Here is a 14472-nt window from a genome sequence, read left to right on the forward strand (position 1 = left end):
CCAGGAGGTTTCGATCTGATGACCAGCCCGGTCAACTCCCCCCGGCGACCAGGGAAAGCCATGACAAGGTAGGACGTATGACCTCCCCGCAGCACCCCCCGTACGGCACACCCCACGCCCCCCTCCTCGCGGTCCGCGGCGAAGCGGAACTCGAAGTCGACCCCGAGATCGCCCGGATCGGCATCACCCTCACCGCCCGCGGCCGCGACCGCCGCACCACCCTCGACGACCTCACCCACCGCAACACCACCGCCCTCGACCTGATCAAGTCCTACGGCGACGCAGTCGAAAACCTCTCCACCGGCACCGTCTCCCTCACCCCCGAACTCGCACCACGCGGCCGAGGCGAACGCATCCGCACCTACCACGGCACCATCCACCTCACCGCCGAACTCAACGACTTCACCGCCCTCGGCGAACTCACCACCCGCCTCGCCGACCTCGACCTCACCAGAGTCGACGGCCCCACCTGGCAACTCCGCCCCACCTCACCCGTCCACCGCCAGGCACGCCAACAAGCCGTACACGAAGCCGTACAACGAGCCCACGAGTACGCCGAAGCACTCGGCACCACCGTCGCCGCCCTGACCGAACTCGCCGACACCGGAGCAACCACCGGCGGACGCCACCGCGCCGCCTTCGACCGCCGTGCCGTCCGCTTCTCCATGGCCGCCACCGACACCGAACCGGCGGCCCCCGAACCCCTCGACCTGGAACCACAGCGCATCCAGGTGCGGGCCGAGGTGAACGCACAGTTCACGATGAATCCGCCCAGCCTCTGAATTCACCCTTTCGGGGAAACGAAGGAAAACAACACCCCCGAAAACAGAAAACGCTCATCAGAGCGGTAGCCCGCACAATTTATTGGTTGTCAACGACCCTTCACGCAAAGGTGGTTGGCACGTCATGTCCCACGAATTCGCTACCCACCGGTAAGACATAAGCTCGAAACATGCGCCGAGCCAAAATCGTCTGCACCCTGGGCCCCGCCACCGACACATACGACCAGATCAAAGCCCTGGTCGATGCCGGAATGGACGTAGCCCGCCTCAACCTCAGCCACGGCGGCCACGCCGAACACGAGGAGCGCTACCACCGCGTCCGCAAGGCCTCCGACGAAACCGGACGCAGCGTCGGCCTCCTCGCCGACCTTCAAGGCCCGAAGATCCGCCTCGCCACCTTCACCGAAGGCCCCGTACTCCTCGAACGCGGCGACACCTTCACCATCAGCGTCGAAGAAGGCGTCGAAGGCAACCGCGAAGGCTGCGGAACCACCCACGCCGGCCTCGCCGACGACGTCACACCCGGCGAACGCGTCCTCGTCGACGACGGCAAGGTCTGCCTCGAAGTGACAGCCGTCGACGGCCCCCGCGTCCACACCCGCGTCATCGAGGGCGGAGTGATCTCCGACCACAAAGGCCTCAACCTCCCCGGCGTCGCCGTCTCCGTCCCGGCCCTCTCCAAAAAAGACGAAGAAGACCTCCGCTGGGCGCTCCGCACCGGCTTCGACGTCATCGCCCTCTCCTTCGTCCGCACCGGCCGCGACATCCTCGACGTCCACCGCATCATGGACGACGAAGGCCGCCGCCTCCCCGTCATCGCCAAGATCGAGAAACCGCAGGCCGTCGACAACATCGACGACATCGTCGCCGCCTTCGACGGCATCATGGTCGCCCGCGGCGACCTCGGCGTCGAGATGCCCCTCGAACAGGTCCCCCTGGTCCAAAAACGCGCGATCAAGCTGGCCAAACGCAACGCCAAGCCCGTCATCGTCGCCACCCAGATGCTCGACTCCATGATCGAGAACTCCCGCCCCACCCGCGCCGAAGCCTCCGACGTCGCCAACGCCGTCATCGACGGGACCGACGCCGTGATGCTCTCCGGCGAGACCAGCGTCGGCAAACACGCCGTCCAGACCGTCCGCACCATGGCGAAAATCGTCGAAGCGGCCGAAGAGGACCTCCTCGCCAAGGGGCTCCCCCCTCTCACCGACTCGAACAAACCCCGCACCCAGGGCGGAGCCGTCGCCAGGGCCGCCGCCGAGATCGGCGACTTCCTCGACGCCAAGTTCCTCGTCGCCTTCACCCAGAGCGGCGACACCGTCCGCCGCCTCTCCCGCTACCGCTCCCCGATCCCCCTCATGGCCTTCACCCCGGAACCGGCCACCCGCTCCCAGCTGAGCCTGACCTGGGGCGTCGAGACCTTCCTCGGCCCGAACGTCGCCTCCACCGACGCGATGGTCGACCAGGTCGACGAGCTGCTGCTGCGGTACGGCCGCTGCCGGAAGGGCGACGTGATCGTGATCACCGCCGGCTCGCCTCCCGGGGTGTCGGGCTCCACCAACCTGGTACGGGTGCACCACGTGGGCGAGGACGACAGCCCGAAGTAGGGGACTGTCAGTACTTGGGGCCTACGTGGGTGTCGAGTAGGGCTACAGATGCTTTGCGGGCGATGGAGATGTTGAACGGGTCGCTGCCGCGAGCGAGAGTGGTCCACTCGACGCCGACTTTGTCGAGGGTGTTAGTGAAGAGCTTCCGGATGTCGTCCGACTTGTTGGCGAAGAAGTAGCGCGGATACTCGTAACGCTTGCGCTCACCGCCGACAGTCTTCTTGGTCCAGTTGGTGATGCGGCAGCCGTCCGAGTGGATGAGGCCGCGGATGAACTCCCATGGATGCGCATCGACGATGACCTCCTGCCAGGGAACAAGGGTGATCAACCGCTCGTGTTTCTTGCCGGGGCCGTGCTGGGGGAAGAGGCAGTGGAGGTGCTTCGAGTAGACCTTGACATTGCGGCAGCCAGTCCTGCGGACCCGGCAGACGGAGTTGTCGGGGAAGACCGCGCGCATCGCCTGCTCGCATTCATCCATGAGGCCGGGCCATGATTCGGCGCATGTGATCATGAGGTTGGGTACACGGTGCTCTGAGTAGTGGCTGACGTGTCCGTCGCCGAGGTAGAGCCCCAACAGGTAGCTGTATGCCCCCTCGTCGAGCTCTCGCCCATCACACCGGGGGCACTTCGGGTCATGTGAGCCCGGACACTCGCCGCGTTTCGCGCGGTCCATGTGCTTCCAGTAGCTGACCGTGCCCAGCGGGACGTTGAACTGGCGAGCCACATCAGCGTTCCGGGTGCCGTTGCGCAACAACGTGACGGCCTCTTGTCGAACCTCGGTGCTATGAAAGTTCATGCGAACACTCTGCGTGCCTGGCGGTCACCATACGCAGCGAAAAGCGGAAGATCACGCGAACGTGATCCTCCGCTTATCAGTGCCGGGTGCGGGACTCGAACCCGCAAGCCCTCTCGGGCAGATGTGTTTGAGACATCCGTGTATGCCATTCCACCAACCCGGCAGGCCTGGCTGGTCGGAAGCATACCGGGTCACCGTACTTGCCCGCCTCTAGGTAGGCTGCATGTGCAGCAGTACTGCCCGGCCCGCAACAAGGAGCCCCCGTGACCGCCCCCGAGTCGCCCCAGCCCGTGGACGCGCCCGACGACGACAAGTCGCACGTGCCTCCGCTGACGACCCGTGTCGTCATCGCCGAGGACGAGGCGCTGATCCGTCTCGACCTCAAAGAGATGCTGGAGGAGGAGGGCTACAGCGTCGTCGGCGAGGCCGGTGACGGCGAGCAGGCGATCGAGCTGGCGCGCGAGCACAAGCCGGACCTGGTCATCCTCGATGTGAAGATGCCCAAGATGGACGGCATCTCGGCGGCCGAGAAGATCGCCGAGGAGCGCATCGCGCCGGTGCTGATGCTGACCGCGTTCTCGCAGCGCGACCTGGTCGAGCGGGCGCGGGACGCCGGTGCGATGGCGTATCTGGTGAAGCCGTTCAGCAAGAGTGATGTCGTGCCGGCGATCGAGATGGCCGTCTCGCGGTTCACGGAGCTGCGGGAGCTGGAGAACGAGGTCGCGGACCTGACGCTGCGTCTGGAGACGCGCAAGCTGGTGGACCGGGCGAAGTCGGTTCTCCAGACGGAGTACGGGCTGTCGGAGCCGGCGGCGTTCCGGTGGATCCAGAAGACGTCGATGGATCGGCGGATGTCGATGCAGCAGGTGGCCGAGGCGGTCATCCAGGACGCGGACGAGAAGAAGTCGTCCAAGGGCTGAGCCGCCCGGACCTACGCGAACGACGAGGCCCGCGCCCGGAGAAGGGGCGCGGGCCTTGTCGTGTGCGGGTGGTGCGTAGGCGGGTTCAGTCCTCGCCGAGGTACGCCTTGCGGACGGACTCGTCGTGGAGGAGGTCCTGGCCGGTGCCGGAGAGGACGATCTTGCCGATCTCCATGACGTGGCCGTGGTCGGCGAGCGACAGGGCGGCCTGGGCGTTCTGCTCGATGAGCAGGATGGTCATGCCCTGGGCCTTGAGTTCGGCGATGGTGGCCATGATCTTCTGCATCATGATGGGGGAGAGGCCCATGGAGGGCTCGTCCAGCATGAGCAGTTTGGGCTGGGACATGAGGGCGCGGCCCATGGCGAGCATCTGCTGTTCGCCGCCGGAGAGGGTGCCGGCGGCCTGCTTGCGGCGCTCTCCCAGGATGGGGAAGAGGTCGTAGGCGCGCTGGATGTCCTTTTCGATGGCGGCTTTGTCGCTGCGGAGGAATGCGCCGAGGCGGAGGTTGTCCTCGATCGTCATGCGGGGGAAGATGTGCCGCCCCTCGGGGGAGTGGGCGAGTCCCTGGGAGACGATGTTGTGGGCGGGGATCTTCTTCAGCGATTTGCCGTTGAACTTGATCTGGCCGCCGACGGGCTTGAGGAGTCCGGAGAGGGTGCGCAGGGTGGTGGTCTTGCCGGCGCCGTTGGTGCCGATGAGGGTGACGACCTCGCCGGCCTCGACCTTGAACGAGATGCCCTTGACGGCTTCGATCTTGCCGTAGGCGACCCGGAGGTCCTCGACTTCGAGCAGTGCGGTCATCGGTCGTTCTCCTTGGCGGGCGCGGCGTCCGTCGGGGTGGCGGCGCTTTCGGCGTTCGCTTCGGCGGCCTCGACTTCGGCTATTTCTTCGTCGCCGGGGGCGTTTTCGAAGGGTTCGCCGAGGTAGGCGGCGACCACTCGTTCGTCGCCCTGGACGGTCGCGCTGTCGCCTTCGACGAGTTTTTCGCCTTGGACGAGGACGGCGACGCGGTCGCAGAGGTTGAAGATGAAGCGCATGTCGTGCTCGATGACGAGGACGGCGATGCCCTGGTCGCGGATGGCGAAGACGAGTTCTTCGGTCGCGCGGGTTTCCTGGGGGTTCATGCCGGCGGTGGGCTCGTCGAGGAGGAGGAGGCCGGGCTCGCTGGCGAGTGCGCGGGCGATTTCGAGCTTGCGCTGTTCGCCGTAGGGGAGGTTGCGGGCGAGGTGGTCGGCCTTCTTCTCGAGTCCGACGAACTCGAGGAGTTCCATGGCGCGTGCGCGGGAGGCGGCTTCGGCTTTGTGGAAGCCGGGGAGGCGCAGGATGGCGGACCAGAAGCCTTCTTTGGTGCGGGTGTGGCGGCCGACGAGGACGTTTTCCAGGACCGTCATGTTGGCGAAGAGACGGATGTTCTGGAAGGTGCGGGCGATGCCGGCGGCGGTGACCTTGAAGGATTTGGGCGGGAGGACGTTGCCTTTGAACCGGACCTCTCCCTCGGTGGGGATGTAGAGGCCGGTGAGGCAGTTGAAGAAGGTGGTTTTGCCGGCGCCGTTGGGGCCGATGAGGCCGACGATCTCGCCGCTGTTGACGGTGAGGTTGACGTCGCGGACGGCGGTGAGGCCGCCGAATCGCATGGTGACGCCGCGGGCGTCGAGCACCGTTTCGCCGACAGGGGCGACAGGGGCGTCCTTGGTGGTGGTGTCGGTGGTCATGGTGGTTCAGGCCCCTGCCTTGGTGAGGACGGTGGGCGCTTCCGCGTCTTCGTGGAACTCGAGCTGGCGACGCCGGTTCGGAATCATGCCTTCCGGGCGGAAGCGCATCAGCAGGATGAGTGCGAGGCCGAAGGCGAAGAGCTGGTAGTTGCCGAGGAACTGGAGCTTGTTGGGGATGAGGAAGAGCAGGGAGGCGCCGATGAGGGGGCCGCTGATGGTGCCCATGCCGCCGAGGACGACGGCGGCGAGGAGGAAGGCACTGTTGGGCGGGATGGCGCCGGCGAAGACGTACTGCTCGGGGGTCACGGTGTAGGTGACGTGGGCTTGTACGGTGCCGGCGAGGCCGGCGAGGGAGGCGCCGACGGCGAAGGCGATGAGTTTGACGCGGAAGCCGTTGATGCCCATGGCGAGGGCGGCGGTCTCGTCCTCGCGGATGGCGACCCAGGCGCGGCCGATGCGGGAGTCGCCGCTGCGTCGGAACACGGTCACGACGATGGCGGTGATGATGAGCATCAGGAAGAAGTAGTTGGCGAATCGGCCGATGGAGTAGCCGGCGATGTCGTGGACGGCTCCGAAGTCGAATCCGAGGATGTCGAGGTTCGGGATGGAGGAGATGCCGTTGGAGCCGTTGGTGATGTCGGGGCCGGAGGTGCCGTCGAGGTTGTTGGCGGTGATGCGGAAGATCTCGCCGAAGCCGAGGGTGACGATGGCGAGGTAGTCGCCGCGCAGTCGCAGGGTGGGGGCGCCGATGAGGACGCCGAAGACGAGCGAGGCGCCGGTGCCGACGAGGGCGGCGGCCCAGAACGGGAAGTGGACGCCGAAGGGGGAGCTGGGGGAGCCGGAGACGAGTGAGGCGGCGTAGGCGCCGACGCCGAGGAAGGCGACGTAGCCGAGGTCGAGGAGTCCGGCGAGGCCGACGACGATGTTCAGGCCGAGGGCGACGGTGGCGAAGATGAGGATGTAGACGCCGACGGTGGCGTACTGGTCGTCGGTCTGGGTGAAGGGGAACATCGCGGCGGCGACGAAGGCGCCGCAGGTGGTGATGTTCTGGTGCCGGGCGGTGATCTGGCTTGCCTGGGCGACGAGGCCGGACTTGTTGAGGGCGGCGAAGCCGAAGCCGGCGGTGATGAGGAAGCCGACGAAGAGTTCGTCGTACTCGGTGCCGATGCCGTAGGTGAAGACGGTGAGGCCGAGGGCGAGTACGGCGACGATGATCAGGATCTCGGCGTACGAGGGGAGTGCGCCGACGGGCTTGGCGTTGCCGGAGGCGAAGGCGGCCTTGACGGTGTCCCACTGGTGGGAGGCGTTGTGCTTGCGGTGCTCCCAGGGGGTGTCGTCGGGGTCGATCGGGTCGGCGACGGGGTGCTCGAAGGGGAGCGCGAGGGCGCCGAGGAAGGCGGCGAGGCTGCCTATGGCGACGAGGTAGCCGCCGATTTCGAGGTTGACGAGGCCGCCGAGGTCGGCGCTGATCGCGATGACCGTGTACCAGCTGGTGGCGAAGGTGGCGAGGGCGGCGAACTTGATGGCGCCGTCGGCGCCGGCGGGGATGAGCCAGCCGAGGCCCTTGATGCCGTAGGAGGCGAGGGCGAAGAGGGTGGTGAGGGCGCCGCCGATGAGGACGAGGACCTGGAGGCCGCCGGGGTAGCCGTAGACGGTGAGGTCGCCGGGGAAGGCGGAGGTCCAGGTCCAGGCGAGGAAGGTGGAGATGATGGTGAGGATGCCGCCGCCGGTGACGAGGAGGCGGGCGGTGTTCGCCGGGATGCCGATGAGGCCGGACTGGGCGGAAGCGGGCTTGTCGAGCGCTTCGGCGGTGGTGGTCTGTGTCGTCATCGGTGTCACGCCCTGTCCGCGACGCGCTCGCCGAGCAGGCCTTGGGGCCGCAGGAGGAGCACGAGGATGAGGAGTACGAAGGCCCAGACGTCGGCCCAGGCGTTGCTGCCGAACTGGCCCATGCCGGGGATGTCGGCGATGTAGGCGGTGGCGAGGGTTTCGGCGATGCCGAGGACGATGCCGCCGATCATGGCGCCGTAGATGTTGCCGATGCCGCCGAGGACGGCGGCGGTGAAGGCCTTGAGGCCGAGGAGGAAGCCCATGGTGAAGGAGATCTGGCCGTACTTGAGGCCGTAGGCGACGCCTCCGATGGCGGCGAAGGTGGCGCCGAGGGCGAAGGCGATCACGATGATGCGGTCCGTGTTGACGCCCATGAGCTTCGCGGTGTCGGGGTCCTGGGCGGTGGCCTGCATGCCGCGTCCGGTGCGGGTCTTCATGACGAAGTAGCCGAGGATCGCCATGCTGATGGGGGCGGCGATGAGGAGGAAGACGTCACCGGTCTGGATGGTGACGTTGCCGACCTCGAAGGGGCCGCCGTCGATCTGGGGGAAGACGCGGGCGGACTTGGCCTCGGGGTACCAGGCCCATACGGCCTGCTGGAGGGCGAGGGAGAGGCCGATGGCGGTGATGAGCGGGGCCAGGCGGGGTGCGTTGCGGAGGGGACGGTAGGCGAACCGTTCCGCTCCCACGGCGACGGTGACGGAGACCATCACGGCTCCGACGAGCATCAGTGGCAGGGCGATCGCCATGGAGGTGCCGTCGGGAAGTATGTACATGTAGACCGTGAGAGCGCCGAACGCTCCGGTCATGAAGATCTCGCCGTGGGCGAAGTTGATGAGCTGGACAATGCCATAGACCATTGTGTAGCCGATGGCGACAAGGCCGTACATGGATCCCAGTAGCAGGCCGTTGACCAGCTGCTGCGGCAGTTCGTTCACCGCATGTCCTCCGAGACGGTTCGGATGTTTCGACGGGGGGGCCGGATGCGAGTCCGCGCGGGGCGCCTGTGGAACAGCGCCCCGCGCGGCTCAGCTGTGGTGCGGGTGGGTCAGCCGGTGTAGGTGCCGGACTTGACGGCCTTCCAGGCACCGTTCTCGACGGCGTAGACGGTGAGCTGCTTGTTGGTGGCGTCGCCGTATTCGTCGAAGGAGACCTTGCCGGTCACGCCGTCGAAGGAGACGTTCTGGACGGCGGCGGTGACCTTGGCGCGGGCGTCGTCGGGCAGCTTGCCGTCGTTGTCGTCGACGACCTTCTTGACGGCCTCGATGATCGACCAGGCGGAGTCGTAGGAGTAGCCGCCGTAGGCCGCGTACTCCTCCTTGTAGTTCGCCGCCTTGTAGTTGGCGACGAACTCCTTGGCGGAGGGGAGTTCCTCGACCGGGGCGCCGACGGAGGTGGCGAGGTCGCCGGTGGCGTCGGCGCCGGCGAGCTTGATGAAGTCCTCGGCGTAGATGCCGTCGCCGCCGACGACCGGGATCTTGGCTCCGGCGGCCTTGATCTGCTTGCTGAGCGGACCGGCCTGCGGGTATTCGCCGCCGTAGTAGACGACGTCGGCGCCGGAGTTCTTGACCTCGGTGGCGACCGCGGAGAAGTCCTTGCTGTCCGGGTTGATGTGCTGGGTGCCGGCGATGGTGCCGCCGAGCTTCTTGAACTCCGCGGTGAAGGTGCCGGCCAGGCCCGCGCCGTAGGTCTTCTTGTCGTCGATGACGAAGACCTTCTTCTTCTTCGCGTCGTTGAAGACGTACTGGGCGGCGAACGGGCCCTGGATGGCGTCCGTGGTCGCGGTGCGGAAGTACGACTTGTAGGTGCGCTTCTTGGTGGTGGCCCAGTCGGTGCCCTGGGTGAGCGCGGGGTTGGTGTTGGCCGGGGAGACCTCGACCAGGTTGGCGTCGTCGAAGACCTTCTGCATCGATTCGGCGACGGAGGAGTTCAGCGGGCCGACCACGCCGAGGACGCTCTTGTCGGCGACCAGGGCGGTGGCGTTCTGCTGGCCCGCGGAGGGCTGCGCCTGGTCGTCCTTGGCGACGATCTTGAAGGTGACGCCGTCGACGTACTTCTGCTTGTTGGCCGTGTTGGCGGCGAGGTCGACGGAGTTCTTGATGCCGAGGCCCAGCGCGGACAGGTCGCCGGTCAGCGGGGCGTCGACGCCGATGGTGACGACGGTGCCGTCGCCGGAGTCGGAGCCCTTGTCGTCGCTGTCACGCGAGCCGCAGGCGGTGAGGGTGAGAGCTCCCGCGGACAGCGCGGCGGTAATGGCGATGAGCGAACGTTGACGCACGTTCCAGTCCTTTCCCTGGGCGGCTCTCCCCCCTGGAAGAGGCCGAGTCGAGCGCTGGGCTGGAGGGGTATTCCAGCCGTGCGGTGACTGGGCGTGACTCTAAGCGGGTGAAGCTGACGGGGAGGAGGGTCTGGCCGATGCTGTGACGCTCTTGTTATGACACGAGGTAATGCAGAGCGGTACTTGGTGGGTGGAACAGCTGAATTCAGGCCGATTCGCCCTGTCCGCATGTTGAGAACGTGCAGGATGGCAGCAGGTGCGTTCAGGCGTCTCAAGCGTTTTGGTGATGACTCGATTCGTTGCTGCAGGCGACTTGTAGGGCCTCGGATAGGTCACGCGCATAGCGCGTGCCGAGGATGAAACTGTGGACTTGTATTGCGCGCGCATTACGTAGAGTTACGTCCACGAAAGGGAGCCCGGCGTTCTTCGGCACTTTTCCGCAATCCGTCACCCGCATGGTGATGACGACCTTGCGTGCGGATCCCGCTTTCGTCCCGAAGGGGGCCCGGGGAGCCGAGGTCAGGGAAAGCCCGGTGTACGGCTGGGCCAGTCGCGTCACGGTGACCGGCGGGCCGGAGTCCACGCCGAGCAGTACCTCGAAGGCGAAGGTGCGGGGGAGAGTGCCGGGTGGTGTGACCTCGCCGAGGTAGCTGACGTCCACCACCTGGGACGGGAACGGCGGTGCGGGGGCCGCCGGTTCGGCGTCGTGCGGCCGGGTCGCGTAGAGGTAGCCGCCGCCCGCGACGAGGAGCGCCGCGGCGAAGGCGGCCGACACGGCGCGGTGGTGCGCCGCGTGGCGGCGGGCGAGCCCACCAAGCAGGCGCGCGAGGGGAGTTGGGGCGTCCGCGCCGGGGGTGCCCGCGCCGGCGGTGTCGGTGAGGTCGGCGGCGGGCCGGGGGCTGTGGTCCGCCTCCAGGCCGCGGCCGGCGTCGGGGGTCTCCCACGCGTGCGTGCCCTCGCCGGGCTCCACCGGCCCTACGCCGCTCACTGCCAGGGCCCCTCGGTCGGGGCGCCGGAGCGGTACCGGTCCGCGCAGCGCCGGGCCGCCTCGCGGTCGATCAACTCGTCCGCCGAGTCGGCCCCTTGGCGCTTCTTCGCGGCCCGCGCGGCGTCCACGACGGCGCGCAGGATCTCGTACTGTCCGTTGGACAGTCCCATCGACTGGTAGTCCCCGTAGGTGGTGCTGTCCAGGACCTCGCGCGCCCAGTGGGCGACGATGCGGGCGCACAGGTCCCCGGGCGCCGTGGTGGACGCGGGCGAGGACGGGGACGGCGACGGGGTGCCGCTCGCGCCGGCGCTGCCGGAGGGCCCGCAGCCGGTCGCGAGCAGGAGAGCCAGGGGGACCGCCAGCAGGGCCGCCGGCCAGGCGGGCGGCAGGGCGGCCGGTGACGCCGTTTTGGACAGCCGCCCCGCCGCCCCCGCCCGTGGGGCTCCTCCCGTGGTCATGCCCCGACGCTAGGCCGCCGCGGTGGCGGTGGGCAACGGGCACGCGCGCGTGACTCTCCGCAGTGCCGGGGCCGTCAGTCCCGGGTGCGCGCCTCGGCCGCCTCACCGGCCCGTACGTCGCGCAGCAGGCAGGTGAGCCGCGCGGTGCACACGCGCCGCCCCTCCGCGTCGCTGATCACGATCTCGTACGTCGCCGTGGAGCGCCCCCGGTGCACCGGCGTGGCCACGCCGGTGACGAGGCCGGAGCGGGCCCCGCGGTGGTGGGTGCAGTTCAGGTCGACGCCGACGGCGATCTTGGTGCTGCCGCCGTGCAGCATGGAACCGACCGAGCCGAGGGTCTCGGCGAGGACCGCGGAGGCGCCGCCGTGCAGCAGGCCGTAGGGCTGGGTGTTGCCCTCGACCGGCATGGTGCCGACGACGCGGTCGGCGGAGGCCTCGACGATCTCCACGCCCATGCGGGTGCCGAGGTGGCCGGCGGAGAACAGGGCCAGGATGTCGATGCCGAGGGCCGCGTACTCGTCGATGACCTCTTGCGGGAACTTCACGTGCTGCTGCTCGCCCATGGGGCCCGGCTCCGTTCGTCGATCACAGTCCAGCGTGGACCGCAGTCCAGGCGTGGATCACAGTCCAGCGCGACTGAGCAAACGCTCAGTCGGTCGCCGATTGTTCCAGACGGACGACGACGGACTTGCTGGCCGGGGTGTTGCTGGTGTCGGCGGTGGAATCCAGCGGGACCAGGACGTTGGTCTCCGGGTAGTACGCGGCGGCGCAGCCCCGGCTGGTCGGGTAGAGCACGACCCGGAAGCCGGGCGCCCGCCGCTCCACGCCGTCCCGCCATTCGCTCACCAGGTCCACGTAGGAGCCCTCGGCGAGATCGAGGGCGCGCGCGTCCTCGGCGTTGACCAGGACGACCCGGCGGCCGTTCCTGATGCCCCGGTAGCGGTCGTCGAGGCCGTAGATCGTGGTGTTGTACTGGTCGTGCGAGCGCAGCGTCTGCAGGAGCAGCCGGCCCTCGGGCAGCCGGGGGTACTCGACGGGGGCCGCGGTGAAGTTGGCCTTGCCGGTCGTGGTGGGGAAGCGGCGCTCGTCGCGCGGGGCGTGCGGGAGGGTGAAGCCCTCGGGGCGTGCCACGCGCGCGTTGAAGTCGTCGAAGCCGGGGATCACGCGCGCGATGCGGTCGCGGATCGTCGCGTAGTCCTTCTCGAAGTCCTCCCACGGCACCTTGCTGTCCTCGCCGAGTACGCGGCGGGCGAGGCGGCAGACGATGGCCGGCTCGGACAGCAGGTGGGCGCTCGCGGGGGCGAGCCGGCCGCGTGAGGCGTGCACCATGCCCATGGAGTCCTCGACGGTCACGAACTGCTCGCCGCCGCCCTGCAGGTCGCGCTCGGTGCGGCCGAGCGTCGGCAGGATCAGGGCCCGTGCGCCGGTCACCACGTGGGAGCGGTTGAGCTTGGTCGACACGTGCACCGTCAACCGGGCGCGCCGCATGGCCGCCTCGGTGACCTCGGTGTCCGGAGAGGCGGAGACGAAGTTGCCGCCCATCGCGAAGAACAGCTTCGCCTCGCCGTCGCGCAGGGCGCGGATGGCGCGGACGACGTCGAAGCCGTGCTCGCGCGGGGGCGCGAAGCCGAACTCCTTCTCCAGGGCGTCCAGGAAGGCGGGCGCGGGCCGCTCGAAGATGCCCATGGTGCGGTCGCCCTGCACGTTGGAGTGCCCGCGCACCGGGCACACGCCGGCGCCCGGGCGGCCGATGTTGCCGCGCAGCAGCAGGAAGTTGACGACCTCGCGGATCGTCGGCACGGAGTGCTTGTGCTGGGTGAGGCCCATGGCCCAGCAGACGATGGTGCGCTCGGAGGCGAGCACCATGCGCAGGGTTTCCTCGATCTCCGCGCGCGTGAGGCCGGTCGCGGTGAGCGTCTCGTCCCAGTCGGCGCCACGGGCCGCGTCCGCGAACTCGGCGAAGCCGTGGGTGTGTTCGGCGATGAACGCCTCGTCGAGCGCGCCGTCGGTGTCGAGGACGAGCTTGTTGAGGAGGCGGAAGAGGGCCTGGTCGCCGCCGATGCGGATCTGGAGGAAGAGGTCGGTGAGCGCGGCGCCCTTGACCATGCCCTGCGGGGTCTGCGGGTTCTTGAAGCGCTCCAGGCCCGCCTCGGGCAGCGGGTTGACGCTGATGATCTTCGCGCCGCCGGCCTTGGCCTTCTCCAGCGCGGACAGCATGCGCGGGTGGTTGGTGCCCGGGTTCTGCCCGGCGACGATGATCAGGTCGGCCTGGTAGAGGTCCTCCAGCAGGACGCTGCCCTTGCCGATGCCGATGGTCTCCGACAGGGCCGAGCCGGACGACTCGTGGCACATGTTGGAGCAGTCCGGGAGGTTGTTCGTGCCGAGCTCGCGGGCGAAGAGCTGGTAGAGGAACGCGGCCTCGTTGCTGGTGCGGCCCGAGGTGTAGAAGACGGCCTCGTCGGGCGAGGCGAGGGCGGCGGTCTCCTCGGCGATGATGTCGAAGGCCCGCTCCCAGGTCACCGGCTCGTAGCGGTCCCCGCCTTCGGGCAGGTACATGGGGTGGGTGAGGCGGCCCTGCTGGCCGAGCCAGTAGCCGCTGCGGCCGGCGAGGTCCGCGACGGGGTGCGCGGCGAAGAACTCGGGGGTCACCCGACGCAGGGTCGCCTCCTCGGCGACCGCCTTCGCGCCGTTCTCACAGAACTCGGCGGTGTGCCGGTGCTCGGGTTCGGGCCAGGCGCAGCCCGGACAGTCGAAGCCGTCCTTCTGGTTGACACGCAGCAGGGTCAGCGCGGTGCGCCTGACCCCCATCTGCTGCTGGGCGATCCGCAGGGAGTGACCGACGGCCGGCAGGCCCGCCGCCACGTGCTTCGGCTCGGCGACCTGAGGAGCGTCCTGGACCGGATCGGCCTTGGGCGGCTTCGTTGCCATCGCGCGGTCTCCTTCGCTCGCCTGCGCCACACACCTCCACGATCCTCGCACGAGGCACCGACGGCGTTCACGTACGGCCCGGTCGCCGGGCGGGAGCAAAGCTTGCGGCGGACGGCCGGCGGCCCGGGGAGTCCCGCGAGCGGTGGTGGCCGGGACCGAGTGTCAGTGGGGC

13 protein-coding genes and 1 tRNA gene are annotated in these 14472 nt (G+C 68.5%); 3 read left to right on the plus strand and 11 right to left on the minus strand.

The window, feature by feature from the left end; all coding sequences use genetic code 11:
- Positions 1-77: 77 nt before the first annotated feature.
- Positions 78-782: an SIMPL domain-containing protein gene (locus OG440_RS28020; protein ID WP_406009554.1), complete on the plus strand. Its 705-nt coding sequence runs from the start codon at positions 78-80 to the stop codon at positions 780-782.
- A 170-nt stretch (positions 783-952) separates the two neighbouring features.
- Positions 953-2389 (plus strand): pyruvate kinase, encoded by a 1437-nt coding sequence (gene pyk / locus OG440_RS28025; RefSeq protein WP_406009555.1) that lies wholly within the window; start codon positions 953-955, stop codon positions 2387-2389.
- Between the two features lie 7 nt (positions 2390-2396).
- Here pyk and OG440_RS28030 read toward each other — a convergent pair whose 3' ends face one another.
- On the minus strand, positions 2397-3185 hold the full coding sequence (locus tag OG440_RS28030; protein ID WP_406009556.1) for a helix-turn-helix domain-containing protein: 789 nt from the start codon (positions 3183-3185) through the stop codon (positions 2397-2399).
- 80 nt (positions 3186-3265) lie between these two features.
- Positions 3266-3348, minus strand: a tRNA-Leu gene (locus OG440_RS28035).
- Between the two features lie 100 nt (positions 3349-3448).
- Between OG440_RS28035 and OG440_RS28040 the strand changes: the two genes are divergently transcribed.
- Positions 3449-4105, plus strand: coding sequence for an ANTAR domain-containing response regulator (locus OG440_RS28040; RefSeq protein ID WP_406009557.1), 657 nt, complete (start codon positions 3449-3451; stop codon positions 4103-4105).
- Between the two features lie 85 nt (positions 4106-4190).
- Here the strand turns inward: OG440_RS28040 and OG440_RS28045 are convergent, their stop codons facing one another.
- From OG440_RS28045 to OG440_RS28085, 9 genes are all read right to left on the minus strand, one after another.
- Positions 4191-4907, minus strand: coding sequence for an ABC transporter ATP-binding protein (locus tag OG440_RS28045; protein ID WP_406009558.1), 717 nt, complete (start codon positions 4905-4907; stop codon positions 4191-4193).
- A complete protein-coding gene (locus OG440_RS28050; protein WP_406009559.1) occupies positions 4904-5818 on the minus strand; it encodes an ABC transporter ATP-binding protein in 915 nt (304 codons plus the stop codon). Before OG440_RS28050 ends, OG440_RS28045 begins: the two co-directional genes overlap by 4 nt.
- 6 nt (positions 5819-5824) lie before the next feature.
- Entirely contained in the window at positions 5825-7648 is a 1824-nt protein-coding gene (locus tag OG440_RS28055) for a branched-chain amino acid ABC transporter permease (RefSeq protein WP_406009560.1), read from the minus strand.
- Between the two features lie 5 nt (positions 7649-7653).
- Positions 7654-8586 carry a branched-chain amino acid ABC transporter permease gene (locus OG440_RS28060; RefSeq protein ID WP_406009561.1) on the minus strand — a complete coding sequence of 311 codons (933 nt, stop codon included), beginning with the start codon at positions 8584-8586 and terminating at the stop codon, positions 7654-7656.
- 110 nt (positions 8587-8696) lie between these two features.
- A complete protein-coding gene (locus tag OG440_RS28065; protein WP_406009562.1) occupies positions 8697-9926 on the minus strand; it encodes a branched-chain amino acid ABC transporter substrate-binding protein in 1230 nt (409 codons plus the stop codon).
- 271 nt (positions 9927-10197) lie between these two features.
- A complete protein-coding gene (locus OG440_RS28070) occupies positions 10198-10914 on the minus strand; it encodes a Tat pathway signal sequence domain protein (RefSeq protein WP_406009563.1) in 717 nt (238 codons plus the stop codon).
- Positions 10911-11372 carry a hypothetical protein gene (locus OG440_RS28075; RefSeq protein WP_406009564.1) on the minus strand — a complete coding sequence of 154 codons (462 nt, stop codon included), beginning with the start codon at positions 11370-11372 and terminating at the stop codon, positions 10911-10913. Before OG440_RS28075 ends, OG440_RS28070 begins: the two co-directional genes overlap by 4 nt.
- Positions 11373-11446: 74 nt before the next feature.
- A complete protein-coding gene (locus OG440_RS28080) occupies positions 11447-11935 on the minus strand; it encodes a PaaI family thioesterase (protein ID WP_406009565.1) in 489 nt (162 codons plus the stop codon).
- An 85-nt stretch (positions 11936-12020) separates the two neighbouring features.
- The gene (locus OG440_RS28085; RefSeq protein WP_406009566.1) at positions 12021-14300 is read right to left on the minus strand and encodes an FdhF/YdeP family oxidoreductase; all 2280 of its coding nucleotides are present in this window, start codon (positions 14298-14300) and stop codon (positions 12021-12023) included.
- Positions 14301-14472 lie beyond the last annotated feature (172 nt).

Origin of the sequence: Streptomyces sp. NBC_00637, assembly GCF_045161545.1 — a bacterium.
Classification (GTDB): domain Bacteria; phylum Actinomycetota; class Actinomycetes; order Streptomycetales; family Streptomycetaceae; genus Streptomyces.

What these genes read in the sequence shown, in the direction of transcription:
- pyk (WP_406009555.1), top strand. Translation starts at nt 953, where the DNA reads ATGCGCCGAGCCAAAATCGTCTGCACCCTGGGCCCCGCCACCGACACA.
- OG440_RS28030 (WP_406009556.1), bottom strand. Translation starts at nt 3,185, where the DNA reads ATGAACTTTCATAGCACCGAGGTTCGACAAGAGGCCGTCACGTTGTTG.
- OG440_RS28075 (WP_406009564.1), bottom strand. Translation starts at nt 11,372, where the DNA reads ATGACCACGGGAGGAGCCCCACGGGCGGGGGCGGCGGGGCGGCTGTCC.
- OG440_RS28045 (WP_406009558.1), bottom strand. Translation starts at nt 4,907, where the DNA reads ATGACCGCACTGCTCGAAGTCGAGGACCTCCGGGTCGCCTACGGCAAG.
- OG440_RS28080 (WP_406009565.1), bottom strand. Translation starts at nt 11,935, where the DNA reads ATGGGCGAGCAGCAGCACGTGAAGTTCCCGCAAGAGGTCATCGACGAG.
- OG440_RS28020 (WP_406009554.1), top strand. Translation starts at nt 78, where the DNA reads ATGACCTCCCCGCAGCACCCCCCGTACGGCACACCCCACGCCCCCCTC.
- OG440_RS28050 (WP_406009559.1), bottom strand. Translation starts at nt 5,818, where the DNA reads ATGACCACCGACACCACCACCAAGGACGCCCCTGTCGCCCCTGTCGGC.
- OG440_RS28055 (WP_406009560.1), bottom strand. Translation starts at nt 7,648, where the DNA reads ATGACGACACAGACCACCACCGCCGAAGCGCTCGACAAGCCCGCTTCC.
- OG440_RS28085 (WP_406009566.1), bottom strand. Translation starts at nt 14,300, where the DNA reads ATGGCAACGAAGCCGCCCAAGGCCGATCCGGTCCAGGACGCTCCTCAG.